Origin of the sequence: Sulfitobacter sp. SBS6, assembly GCF_048285585.1 — a bacterium.
Taxonomy (GTDB): domain Bacteria; phylum Pseudomonadota; class Alphaproteobacteria; order Rhodobacterales; family Rhodobacteraceae; genus Sulfitobacter; species Sulfitobacter pontiacus.
In genome coordinates, this window is sequence record NZ_JBLWBA010000008.1 from 448,010 (window position 1) to 459,938 (window position 11,929).

At 61.7% G+C, this 11,929-nt stretch carries 13 protein-coding genes; 10 read left to right on the forward strand and 3 right to left on the reverse strand.

Features of this window, described 5'->3' with window-relative positions; genetic code table 11:
* Window positions 1–58: 58 nt before the first annotated feature.
* The 5 genes from ACNQ62_RS15930 (at window position 59) to ACNQ62_RS15950 (ending at window position 6,528) form a co-directional block, all read left to right on the forward strand.
* The gene (locus tag ACNQ62_RS15930) at window positions 59–1,471 is read left to right on the forward strand and encodes a YcjX family protein (RefSeq protein WP_418095255.1); all 1,413 of its coding nucleotides are present in this window, start codon (window positions 59–61) and stop codon (window positions 1,469–1,471) included.
* Window positions 1,468–1,923: a GNAT family N-acetyltransferase gene (locus ACNQ62_RS15935; protein ID WP_037965093.1), complete on the forward strand. Its 456-nt coding sequence runs from the start codon at window positions 1,468–1,470 to the stop codon at window positions 1,921–1,923. The genes ACNQ62_RS15930 and ACNQ62_RS15935 overlap by 4 nt, the downstream gene beginning before the upstream one ends.
* Window positions 1,923–2,924, forward strand: a complete 1,002-nt coding sequence (locus ACNQ62_RS15940; RefSeq protein ID WP_418095256.1) for a YcjF family protein — start codon at window positions 1,923–1,925, stop codon at window positions 2,922–2,924. The genes ACNQ62_RS15935 and ACNQ62_RS15940 overlap by 1 nt, the downstream gene beginning before the upstream one ends.
* Window positions 2,925–3,120: 196 nt before the next feature.
* Window positions 3,121–6,036: an isoleucine--tRNA ligase gene (gene ileS, locus ACNQ62_RS15945; RefSeq protein WP_418095257.1), complete on the forward strand. Its 2,916-nt coding sequence runs from the start codon at window positions 3,121–3,123 to the stop codon at window positions 6,034–6,036.
* A 33-nt stretch (window positions 6,037–6,069) separates the two neighbouring features.
* Window positions 6,070–6,528 (forward strand): methylated-DNA--[protein]-cysteine S-methyltransferase, encoded by a 459-nt coding sequence (locus tag ACNQ62_RS15950; protein WP_074635804.1) that lies wholly within the window; start codon window positions 6,070–6,072, stop codon window positions 6,526–6,528.
* 42 nt (window positions 6,529–6,570) lie between these two features.
* On the opposite strand, the gene ACNQ62_RS15955 is transcribed toward ACNQ62_RS15950, so the two are convergent.
* Complete coding sequence (locus tag ACNQ62_RS15955) at window positions 6,571–7,266, reverse strand: CDP-alcohol phosphatidyltransferase family protein (RefSeq protein WP_418095258.1); 696 nt, start codon at window positions 7,264–7,266, stop codon at window positions 6,571–6,573.
* A gap of 188 nt (window positions 7,267–7,454) precedes the next feature.
* Between ACNQ62_RS15955 and rpmB the strand changes: the two genes are divergently transcribed.
* The 3 genes from rpmB (at window position 7,455) to ACNQ62_RS15970 (ending at window position 8,754) form a co-directional block, all read left to right on the forward strand.
* On the forward strand, window positions 7,455–7,754 hold the full coding sequence (rpmB, locus tag ACNQ62_RS15960; RefSeq protein ID WP_005851725.1) for a 50S ribosomal protein L28: 300 nt from the start codon (window positions 7,455–7,457) through the stop codon (window positions 7,752–7,754).
* Between the two features lie 99 nt (window positions 7,755–7,853).
* Entirely contained in the window at window positions 7,854–8,198 is a 345-nt protein-coding gene (locus tag ACNQ62_RS15965) for a hypothetical protein (protein WP_243251314.1), read from the forward strand.
* 46 nt (window positions 8,199–8,244) lie between these two features.
* Window positions 8,245–8,754 carry a copper chaperone PCu(A)C gene (locus ACNQ62_RS15970; protein WP_005851728.1) on the forward strand — a complete coding sequence of 170 codons (510 nt, stop codon included), beginning with the start codon at window positions 8,245–8,247 and terminating at the stop codon, window positions 8,752–8,754.
* A gap of 39 nt (window positions 8,755–8,793) precedes the next feature.
* Here the strand turns inward: ACNQ62_RS15970 and ACNQ62_RS15975 are convergent, their stop codons facing one another.
* Both ACNQ62_RS15975 and ACNQ62_RS15980 read right to left on the reverse strand, forming a co-directional pair.
* The gene (locus ACNQ62_RS15975; RefSeq protein WP_418095259.1) at window positions 8,794–9,507 is read right to left on the reverse strand and encodes an NAD-dependent deacylase; all 714 of its coding nucleotides are present in this window, start codon (window positions 9,505–9,507) and stop codon (window positions 8,794–8,796) included.
* 58 nt (window positions 9,508–9,565) lie between these two features.
* Window positions 9,566–10,531, reverse strand: coding sequence for a LysR family transcriptional regulator (locus tag ACNQ62_RS15980; RefSeq protein ID WP_418095260.1), 966 nt, complete (start codon window positions 10,529–10,531; stop codon window positions 9,566–9,568).
* A gap of 181 nt (window positions 10,532–10,712) precedes the next feature.
* Here ACNQ62_RS15980 and ACNQ62_RS15985 point away from each other — a divergent pair, with 181 nt between their 5' ends.
* Together ACNQ62_RS15985 and infA are read left to right on the forward strand one after the other, a co-directional pair.
* Window positions 10,713–11,594 carry a carbon-nitrogen hydrolase family protein gene (locus ACNQ62_RS15985; RefSeq protein ID WP_418095261.1) on the forward strand — a complete coding sequence of 294 codons (882 nt, stop codon included), beginning with the start codon at window positions 10,713–10,715 and terminating at the stop codon, window positions 11,592–11,594.
* A gap of 81 nt (window positions 11,595–11,675) precedes the next feature.
* A complete protein-coding gene (infA, locus tag ACNQ62_RS15990) occupies window positions 11,676–11,894 on the forward strand; it encodes a translation initiation factor IF-1 (RefSeq protein ID WP_005851736.1) in 219 nt (72 codons plus the stop codon).
* Window positions 11,895–11,929: the final 35 nt, after the last annotated feature.

Below are 11,929 nucleotides of genomic sequence, written 5' to 3' on the forward strand. Positions count from 1 at the left end.
ATCCCTGACCCGCGTGCCTATGTTAGAGCGTAACGACAGGTGAAGGCGGGCACGGGCTTTGGTACTCTCAAGAATTGCCGATGGCATTTGGCGGCAGGTGGAAAATGTGCAGGACGGGGTGTCCGAGACGTTTTTCGAGCCTGTGATCCGTCTGGGCGTGACCGGTTTGGCGCGCTCCGGCAAGACCGTCTTTATCACCTCGCTTGTGGCGAACTTGCTGGATCGCGGGCGGATGCCGGGGCTGCTTGCTGCCTCCGAAGGGCGGATCGAGGCGGCGTTCTTGCAGCCGCAGCCCGACGATACCGTGCCGCGGTTCGAATATGAAAACCACCTTGCTGCGCTGACTGGTCCTACGCCGCATTGGCCCGACAGCACCCGCGCCATATCGGAACTGCGCTTGTCCTTGCGGGTGCGGCCAAACGGCTTGCTTGCGGGGTTTCAGGGGCCGCGCACGGTGCATCTGGATATCGTGGATTACCCCGGCGAATGGCTGCTGGATTTGGCGCTGATGGATGTGGATTATGCCACGTGGTCGGCGCAGGTGCTGGCGCGGATCGCCAACCGCGAAGAGGCCGCGGGCTACCGCGCGCTGGTGGAGGGAACCGACCCCGAGGCGGCGTTGGACGAACCCGTGGCCCAAGCGCTGGCCGCCAGCTTTGCCGAGTATCTGCAAACGGCACGTGCGAATGGCTATTCCGACTGCACACCGGGGCGGTTCCTGCTGCCCGGTGATCTGGCCGGATCGCCAGTGCTGACCTTTGCGCCCCTGCCGAGCGGCGAGGGGTCGCGCGGGTCACTGCTACGCGAGATGGCGCGGCGGTTCGAGGCGTATAAGCGGCAGGTGGTCAAACCGTTCTTTCGCGATCACTTTGCGCGGATCGACCGGCAGGTCGTGCTGGTGGATGCGCTTGGCGCGATCAATCAGGGCCCCCGCGCGGTCGAAGACTTGCGCGCTGCCATGAGCGATATCCTTGGCAGCTTCAGACCCGGACGCAACGGATTTCTGACGCAGCTTTTGCGCGGCAAACGGGTCGAGAAAATCCTCTTTGCCGCGACCAAGGCAGACCATTTGCACCACAGTCAGCACGCCAGCCTCACCGCGATCATGGAGGCGCTGACACGGGATGCCCGCGACCGCGCGCGCTTTGCGGGGGCTCAGACATCGGCCATGTCGCTGGCGTCTTTGCGTGCCACGACCGAAGCCACGATGACGCACAACGGCGAAACCCTAGAGGTCGTGCGCGGCAGCCTGCTGGATAACGGCAAAGAGGCCGCGTTCTATCCCGGTGAACTACCCAAAGACCCGGCACATCTTCTAAGTCCGGCGCGGGCGGGGGCGGAAAAATGGCTGGATCAGGATTATCAGATCATGCGTTTCGCGCCTGCTCGGCTGAACCTGCGCCCCGGTGACGGGCCGCCGCATATCCGTCTGGACCGCGCGGCGGAATTCCTGATCGGGGATCGTCTGTGACCAGTGATGATGTGACCATCGCACCCGCGCGGGTGCTGGATGCCGGTCGCCTGTCAGAGGTGATGGCTTGCGCCAATGCAGATCACGATTGGCTGCCTCAGGCCCACAGCCGCGCAGAAGAGATCGGCACCCTGGGCGACATGATCGACGTGGGCTGGGTGCAGGTGGCGCGGACCGAGGGGCATGTTGTGGGCTTTCTGGCACGGCGTGCGGCCGAGATTCACGGGCTGTATCTGCACCCCAAGGCCCAAGGCAAAGGCATCGCGCAGCGTTTGCTGAACGGGGCCAAGGCGCAAAGCGATCGGCTCGCGCTGTGGAGTTTCGAGGCGAACCTGCGTGCGTCGCGGTTCTACCGTGCCGCGGGCTTTATCGAGGTGGCGCGCAGCGACGGGGCAGGCAATGATTTCGGGCTACCCGATGTGCGGTTTGAGTGGATGAAAGGGGCGGCGTGATGGCCAAGGGTCCGGTGCTATTTGATCTTGAAGAAGACACAACCGCGCGGCCTTCGGTATCGGATGCGCCGCCGGTGCCCGATGTTGGGACACCCGCGCCGCAAGGGCAGGCGATGCAGATCGCGGCACGGCTGGCCGCGCGCAAGCCGTCAAAGCTGGTACGCCTGTTCTGGTGGCTGCTGACCACGCTCATTGGCGCGCTGGTATCGATTGCCGCGTGGAACTTTATCATGGGGCTGCTGGCCAGCTATCCGCTGTTGGGGATGGCGATGACCGTGCTTATTGGTGCGGTGCTGCTGGTTCTTGTACTGCTCTGTCTGCGTGAATTGGCGGCCTTTAGCCGTCTGGCGCGGCTTGACGGCTTGCATCACGATGTGGGCGAGGCGCTGGCGCAGAATGATCTGACTGCGGCGCGGGCTGTGACGGACCGGCTGGTCGGACTGTATCAGGGCCGCGAGGATACCCGTTGGGGCCGCGACCGTCTGGCAGAGCTGCGCGGCGATCAGTTGGATGCGCAGACCCTGCTGGCGCTGACCGAGGCAGAGCTGTTGGGCCCGCTCGACATCGCCGCCAGCCGCGAGGTCGAGGCGGCGGCCCGTCAGGTCGCGACGGTGACGGCGCTGGTGCCCCTGGCGCTGGCCGATGTGGTCGCGGCGATGACCAGCAACCTGCGCATGATCCGCCGCGTCGCCGAGATCTACGGCGGGCGCTCGGGCTTCTTTGGATCGTGGCGTCTGACGCGGGTGGTGCTGTCGCATCTGGTGGCGACAGGGGCCGTGGCTGTGGGCGACGACATGCTGGAGCCGATCCTTGGCGGAACGATGCTGGCGAAACTGTCACGCCGCTTTGGCGAAGGGCTGGTGAACGGTGCGTTGACCGCCCGCGTTGGGGTCGCCGCGATGGAGGTTTGTCGCCCCATGCCGTTCTCTGAACCCCGCCGCCCCAAGGTGCGCAGCATCATCAAACGCGCGCTGTCGGGGCTGTTTTCCAAAGGCAGCTAGATGCCGGGGCGAGGGGGCTTGTCGGTCGATCTGCTGCGGCCTATAAGGCTGCATATGACCCGGAACTCCGCGATCATTATTCGAATTATTTTCCCGGCGCTCTGATTGACGAGACGCCGGGCAGAGGTGCTTGAGTTTTTCGCACCGCATCCGAACATTCACCATTCCGAAATACCGTTGCCAAAGGACGCCCGCCATGTGCGCCGACACCCCCGAAACGCTTGATTATAAATCCACGCTGAACCTGCCAAAAACCGATTTCCCGATGCGCGCGGGCCTGCCCAAACGCGAACCCGAATGGCTGGAGCGGTGGGAAAAGATCGGCGTCTATGACCGCCTGCGCGAAAAGCAGCGTCGCAAGCCCTTCACGCTGCACGACGGCCCGCCCTATGCGAATGGCAACCTGCATATCGGCCACGCGCTGAACAAGACGATCAAGGACATGATCGTGCGGTCGCACCAGATGATGGGCTTTGACGCGCGCTATATCCCCGGTTGGGATTGCCACGGTCTGCCCATCGAATGGAAGATCGAGGAACAGTACCGCCAGAAGGGCCGCGACAAGGACGATGTGCCGATCAACGATTTCCGCGCCGAATGCCGCAAGTTCGCCGCCGGCTGGGTCGATGTCCAGCGCGAGGAATTCAAACGTCTGGGCATCACCGGCAACTGGGCTGATCCCTATCTGACGATGGATTTCCACGCGGAACGTGTGATCGCCGAAGAGTTCATGAAGTTCCTGATGAACGGCACGCTCTATCAAGGCTCCAAACCCGTGATGTGGTCGCCGGTTGAAAAGACCGCGCTGGCCGAGGCCGAGGTGGAATACCACGACAAGGAAAGCTTTACGATCTGGGTGAAGTTCAAGGTTGTTGGCACGGATGACGCCACCCTTGACGGCGCTCACGTCGTGATCTGGACCACGACGCCCTGGACCATGCCGTCCAACAAGGCCGTCGTCTATGGCGAAGATATCTCTTACGGTCTGTACGAAGTCACCGGCCGCCCCGAGGAATCCTGGGTCACTATCGGTGATCGCTATCTGCTGTCGGACAGCATGGCGATGGATGTGTTCGGGCGTGCGCGTCTGGATGACACCATGGTGCGCCGTTTGCGGGATGTGACGCAGGACGAGCTGGCAAAGATCAAGCTGCAGCACCCGCTGGCGGGGGCCGAAGGCAGCAATGGCGAATGGGACGATCTGCGCGACTTCCGCGCCGCTGATTTCGTGACCGACACTGAAGGCACGGGCTTTGTCCATTGTGCGCCGTCGCATGGTCTTGAAGAATATGAACTCTACCGCGGTCTGGGGATGCTGGATCAGGTGATCACCTATAACGTGGTCGAAGACGGGTCTTTCCGCGCCGATCTGCCGTTCTTTGGCGGCAAGAAGATCCTCAAACCCAACGGCAAGGAAGGCGACGCCAACACGGCCGTGATCAACAAGCTGGTCGAGGTCGGCGGGCTGCTGGCGCGCGGCAAGATCAAGCACAGCTATCCGCATTCCTGGCGCTCCAAGGCGCCGGTCATCTACCGCAACACGCCGCAGTGGTTCGCCGCGATCGACCGGCCCGTTGGTGACGGGCAGGACACATTCGGCAAGACCATCCGTGAACGCGCCCTGACCGAGATCGACAACGTCAACTGGGTGCCCAAAAAGGGCCGCAACCGTCTGCACTCGATGATGGAAGCACGCCCCGACTGGGTGCTGTCGCGTCAACGGGCCTGGGGTGTGCCGCTGACCTGCTTTACCAAGAATGGCGCGCTGCCAACGGATGAAGACTTCTTGCTGCGTAACCCAGAGGTCAACCAGCGCATCGTCGAGGCGTTCGAGGCTGACGGTGCGGATGTCTGGTACGAAGACGGCGCGAAAGAGCGGTTCCTTGGCGGCATCGTGAACCCCGACGACTATACCCAAGTGTTCGACATTCTGGACGTGTGGTTCGATTCCGGTTCGACCCATGCGTTTGTGCTGCGCGACCGCGAGGATGGCTCGGAAGACGGTATCGCGGATGTCTATATGGAAGGCACAGACCAGCACCGCGGTTGGTTCCATTCGTCGCTGCTGCAATCCGTGGGCACCACGGGCCGCGCGCCTTATCGTAACGTGGTGACGCATGGGTTCACGCTGGATGAGAAGGGCATGAAGATGTCCAAATCCATCGGCAACACCATCGTTCCCGAAAAGGTCGTGCAGCAATATGGCGCGGATATCCTGCGTCTGTGGGTGGCGCAGACCGATTACACTGCGGACCAGCGGATCGGGCCGGAAATCCTGAAAGGCACCGCCGACAGCTACCGCCGTCTGCGCAACACCATGCGCTATATGCTGGGCGCGCTGTCGGACTTTACCGATGCTGACCGGACCGACCCCGCGGAGATGCCAGAGCTTGAACGCTGGGTGCTGCACCGTGTGGCAGAGCTGGATCAGATCGTGCGGGAAGGCTATGCGCGCTACGACTTCCAAGGCGTGTTCCAGGCGGTGTTCACCTTTGCCACGGTTGATCTGTCCGCGTTCTATTTCGACGTGCGTAAGGATGCGCTGTATTGCGACGGCGACACGTTGCGCCGCCGTGCTGCGCGCACGGTGCTGGATATCCTGTTCCACCGTCTGACGACATGGCTGGCCCCTGTGCTGGTGTTCACCATGGAGGAAGTCTGGCTTGAACGGTTCCCCGGCGACGAAAGCTCGGTGCACCTGACGGATATCCCTGAAACGCCCAAGGCGTGGCTGGATTCTGATCTGGCGGCGAAATGGGCCAAGGTGCGTGCCGCGCGGCGGGTTGTGACCTCGGCTTTGGAAGTGCAGCGGGTCGAGAAGGTCATCGGGGCCTCGCTTGAGGCCGCACCTATGGTGTTTGTTGCCGATGACGCTCAGCGGGCGGCGCTTGAAAGCGTTGCGTTCGAAGACGTTTGCATCACCTCGCAGATCGCCATCAGCGGCGATGACGCCCCGGCAGAGGCGTTCCGTATGCCAGAGACCGACGGCGTTGCCGTGGTGTTCGAGAAAGCGTCGGGCGAAAAATGCGCACGTTGCTGGAAGGTACTGCCGGATGTCGGCACCCATGATCACGCGGGCGTTTGTGCCCGGTGTGACGAGGCCGTGTCCTAAGATGACGCCGCGCCGCTTGATCCGGAAGCTCGGGTGAAGCGGCGCAGCATCCCCACGCGCTTTGGCACCTTGGTCGTGACCGAGGATGCGGGCGCGATTACCCACCTGCATTGGGGGCAGGATACCCTTCACCAAGACAAAAGCGCGCTGCTGGATGAGGCGGAGGCGCAGCTGCGTGCCTATGATGCGGGGCGGCTGACACAGTTCACTCTGCCACTGCGCATTGGCGGAAGTGCCACGTTGCAAGCGGTCTGCGCCGAGATGTCGGCGATCCCCTTTGGCGATACAGTGACCTACGGTGACATCGCGACCAAACTGGCGATCCCGGCGCAAGTGGTGGGGCAGGCCTGCGGGCAGAATCCTGTCCCTGTCATTGTACCGTGCCACCGTGTGATGGGGGCCAAGGGGCTGACCGGATACTCGGGTGCTGGCGGGGTAGAGACCAAGGTCGCCCTGCTACGCCACGAAGGGGCGGCGGGACTGCTGATCTAGTTTAGCGGTCTCGTGCCGCTGCCTTGGCCCCGCGCGCCTCTATCAGGCCTCGCGGTCGTAAAGATACTGCTGCGCGACACCGGCAAACATCAGATAGACGCTGGTGATGATCAGGCCCCAATGGGCCCAGCTTTGCGGGTGAAAATCGACCCACGCGGCCCAACCGGCAAAGAAGGTCCAGCCCAATGCCATGGGCAGGGTGACCACGCGCCAACGCTCTGTCCGGACGGGGTGCACGAATTTCAGCGGGGCGAACATGGTAATGGCCAAGACCGTGACAAGCACCAGCGACACCCACCATGGCGGCGACAGGGCAAAGAGCACCAGTACCAGCATGTTCCAGCATCCGGGGAAGCCCCAGAACGAGTTATCCTTGGTTTTCATGCGTGTGTCGCAAAAATACATGGCGCTGGCGAAGGTGACGATGATGATCATGACCCAACCGCTCCACCCGTCCATGAGGCCGGAATGGAATAGCGCAAAGGCCGGAATGAACACATAGGTGAGATAATCGATGATCAGATCAAGCAGCACGCCGTCGAATTCCGGCGCGTTGGTCTTTACGTCGTATTTACGCGCCAGGGGTCCGTCGATGCCGTCGACAAAGAAGGCGACAACCAGCCAGAGGAACATCATATCCCAGCGTTCGTCGGCGGCAGCGAGCATGGCCAGCATGGCGAAAATCGCACCCGTCGCAGTGAACAGATGGACAAGAAGGGCACGGGAATGAATATTCATATGCGACAGATGACAAATCTTTTCGACGGATGCAAAAGGAAAAGCGTGTGTTGCCGCGCAGGCTTGGGTTGACCCCGCTCGCGATTCCGCCTAAAGCCAGCAAACCAATTTCAGGGTTTGCCGTAGCGCGGCCCATATGGGTATTGCACCGGATCGCCGGAAATGCCCCGCAGCAAAAGGATAGACCCATGTCGCGCGTTTGCGAATTGACCGGAAAAGGCCCGATGACGGGCAACAACGTAAGCCACGCCAAGAACCGTACACGTCGTCGGTTCTTGCCAAACCTGAACGATGTCACCCTGCAGTCCGAAGCACTGGGCCGCGGTTTCAAGTTCCGCATCTCGGCAGCTGCTTTGCGCACTGTTGACCACCGCGGTGGCTTGGACAAGTTCATGGCGAAGGCAAAGGACACTGAACTGTCCGTCAACGCGTTGAAAGTTAAGAAAGCAATTGCAAAGTCCAGCGCCACAGCCGAAGCGCTGTCGTAAGACTTTCCAATCGTTACGATGTTGTAGCCCTGGCCTTTGGCCGGGGCTGCGTCGTTTTGGGCTGGTGCTTTTTCAAGCGCTTCGTCTAGGGTGCGGCCCATGACCCTGCGTTCCCTTTCAGCTTTGGTTCTGGCGTTGATGCTGGCCCTCACGGGTCAAAGCATGGCTGTCGCGCGCGGGGCCTCTGCGGCTACGGGGCAGATGGTGCTGTGCACCGGTGCGGGCCCTGTGGCGATTTATGTGGATGCGCAGGGCAAGCCGACCTCGGCCCCGCATATCTGTCCCGATTCGGCGCTTAACGTTGCAATGGCAGGCACGGTGGTTCTGGCGGCCGCACCGATGCGGATCGTGACCTTTGTCGCGCCGGCGGTGCATGTCCTGACTGCCGATGTGCCGCGACGTAAAACGCGCCACGACCCAAGGGCCCCGCCTGTCGCTGTCTGAGCCACACCCTTCACAGACATTTTGAATATGACGACAGGATATACCAATGACACCTGCTTTGCTGACCCGCGCTGTCTGCGCATTGTTTCTCTTTTCCGCCCCTCTCGCTGCCGAAGGCATCATGGTGGATGACGCCTACATCCGCAGCTCGACCGCGAAATCCACCTCCGGTGCGGCGTTTATGGTGGTGATGAACCACTCTGGCGCGGATGACCGTTTGATCGGGGCGTCCTCCGACGTGGCTGACAAGGTCGAATTGCATACCCACACCTCTGACGACAATGGCGTCATGCGGATGGGCGAGATCGAAGGCGGCGTGGCCATTGCGGCGGATGACATGCACGCCTTCAAACGCGGCGGCGACCACCTGATGTTCATGGGCCTGAAAGGCCCGCTGGAGCAGGGCGCGATGGTGCCCGTCACACTTGAGTTCGAAAAGGCCGGTGCGGTCGAGATCGAGGTGATGGTCGATCAGGACCGCAAGCCGAACCATGGCAAGATGAAGCATGACCACGGTGATATGGATCACACCGGTCACGAGATGCCGAAAGACTGAGCCTTTTCGCCCCCATGAATGGTAGCGGCCCGATCTGTGTTAAAACGCGGGCCGCTGCTGGGGTGGGCTGCCCAAGAGTTGCTCCACCCAATCGGTGACCACACGTGTCGCCGGACCGGTGCGGTGCTCGGCGAACTGGTTCCCCACGGCAGAACGTTCGAGGTTCAGCTCTACCGTATGGGCCCCGTTGCGCCGCGCCTCTGCCACGAAACCGGCGGCGGGGTAGACGTTGCCAGAGGTACCGATGGCTGCAAAGATATCGGCCTCGGCCAGATGGTCAAAAATCTCGTCCATGTCATAGGGCATTTCGCCGAACCAAACGATGTCGGGCCGCGCGGCTGGAGCATTGCAGGCGGGGCAGGGATCACCGACGGCCATGACCATAGGTGCGGGCCAACGGTGGTCGCAGGCAGCGCAGAGCGCCGAATTCAGCGCGCCGTGCATATGGATCGCCCGCGCGCCGCCCTGTTCGTGCAGATCATCGACATTCTGCGTCACAATCACCACCTGTCCGGCATAATTCGCCTGCAGTCTGGCCAGCGCTTGATGCGCCGCGTTCGGCGATACCTCTGCCGCCTGTTTGCGGCGACCGTTATAGAAATCGACGACCAGTTGCGGGTCGCGGGCAAAGCCTTCGGGAGTGGCGACGTCCTCGACCCGGTGCTGCGCCCAAAGCCCGTCTTCGGCGCGGAAGGTATCAATGCCGCTTTCCGCAGAAATGCCCGCGCCGGTCAGAATGACGATCTTGCTCATGTCAGCCCCTTTGTTTTACGCGCCAAGTGAACCAGCCGCGCAGCTTTTGCGCAAGCGGTCAGCCCTCTAACGCCTCGAAGCTGGAAGAAAGCCACGGCAACTGCGCCACCGTTGGCGCGATCATGTGGGACCGAAGCAGTTGCCGCATCGTGTCGGCAATATTCTGGGGCACCGGCCCCGTCCAGTCTGACCCCGCAAACAGCGAGATCTGTCGCGTTAATCCGGGCGTGGGGAGCGGGTGCACCGCAAGCTGCTGGTGAAACCGCTCTGCGCGGCAATAGCCGAAGGGCGTCGTGATGGCCCAGCCGATGCCCCGTGCCACCATCGCCATCAGGGCGAGATGGCTGCCGATCTCGAATTGCGAGGGCAGGGTGATATTGCTGCGCGTCAGGTGGTTGTTGATCTGGTCTGCGATCAACTGGTCCGCCGCGTATTTAACAAAGGGCAGGGCGGATCGCCCCGTCATCAGCGCGGCGCTGTCGCCGTCAAAGCTTGCCGGGGTGACGATAACAAAGGGATCGCGGGCCAGCGGAATCTCGATCAGCCCGCTTTTTGCATCCCCACTGGTGGCCGCAATGGCGACATGAAGCGATTTGTCCTGCACCGACTGGATCAGCCCCTTGCTGCCGTCGGTTACCATGCGAAAGCGACAGCCCGCCATACTGTCGGCCAGTAGGGTCGCCAGACGCGGCGTGACATCGTTGTCAAAGTCGTCGATCACGCCAAGGCTCAGATCGCTGAGATTGGCAAAATCCATGACCGTCAGCTCGGATTGCGCCAGCCGGATATGGGTCAGCGCCGCGCCGCTGTGCCGCAGAAAGCTTTCGCCCGCCGCGGTCAGACGCATGGGGCGTGTGCTATGGTCGATCAGGGCGGTGCCCATGGCGGCTTCGAGGTTGCTGATCTGCTGGCTCACGGCGGGTTGGCTTAACCCTGTCAGCGCGGCGGCCTGTGCGACCGATCCCCGGCTGGCCAAAGCCTCGAATACCTCTATACCGCGCAGGGTGATGCCCTTTTTGATCATGGTCCTCGCCCCCTTCGTTCTTTCCAATTTTGTGAAGCATGCCCGATAAATTGGCAAGCTTGTCGCGGATCATGCGCCCATAGTTTCACAAAAGTGAAATGAGCCCCGGGGTGGGGTGGTGGTACTTGAAGCTTGGCCGCGCGCGGCGCACCATAAGGGAAACCACGCACCCGGAGGCCTCATGAAAATCGCAACCGCCGCATACCCGCTGGATGTCCTGACCAGCTGGGCGCAATATGAAGACAAGCTTGCAGGCTGGGTCGCAACGGCGGCCGCCAGCGGGGCGGAGCTGTTGGTTTTTCCCGAATACGGCGCGATGGAGCTTGCGACGCTCGCTGGCCTTAATGTGGCGGGCAATCTTGAGGCGTCGCTGTTTGCAGTCTCTGACCGGTTGGCGGATGCGGATGCGGCGCATCATAAACTGGCGGCGGAATATGGCGTGCATATCGTTGCGGCATCGGGGCCTGCGGTGACGCTTGCCGCCGCGCGTCCGGTGAACCGCGCGCGTCTGATCACCCCTTCAGGTCAAGTCGGGGTGCAGGACAAGCAGATCATGACCCGATTCGAACGCGAGGTCTGGGGCGTGGTCGGCGGGGAGCCTCTGCGTATCTTCGAGACCACATTGGGCAAGATCAGCATCCTCATCTGCTACGATAGCGAGTTTCCCCTGCTGGGCCGTGCCCTTGCCGATTGTGACATCATCGCCGTGCCGAGCGTGACTGAGGCGCTGGCGGGCTACTGGCGTGTCCGCATCGGATCCATGGCGCGGGCACTTGAAAATCAATGCGTTACGGCCATGTCATCCTGCATCGGCCCTGCGGATTGGTCAGAGGCGCTTGGCACATCTTACGGGGCGGGCGGCATCTTTTGCCCGCCGGATGTGGGCTTTCCATCCACCGGAGTCCTTGCGGCCGCCGAGATCAACGTGCCCGGCTGGACCTTCGCTGAGGTCGACATCGCCCAGATCAGCCGCGTGCGTGCAGACGGGGTGGTTTTGAACCGAAACCACTGGGAGGATCAGTTCGGGCGTGACGCAACGGCCATAAACGTGCCTTTGATGTGAATACCCCTTGAAAAAAGGGAAAATTGCGCCCATTTAAGCCTGCGTCCTGAAATTGCAGGGCAAAGTGTTCAAGGAGAGACCATGGCCAAGGAAGACACGCTCGAATTCCCCGGTATCGTGAAAGAACTTCTGCCGAACGCGACGTTCCGGGTCGAGCTTGAAAACGGCCATGAGATCATCGCACATACGGCAGGAAAGATGCGCAAGAACCGCATCCGTGTTCTGGCTGGCGATAAGGTACAGGTGGAAATGACCCCCTATGATCTGAGCAAAGGCCGGATCAATTACCGCTTTAAATAATACGCTTTTCCGAGAATCACCTAGTGGTTTTCGGG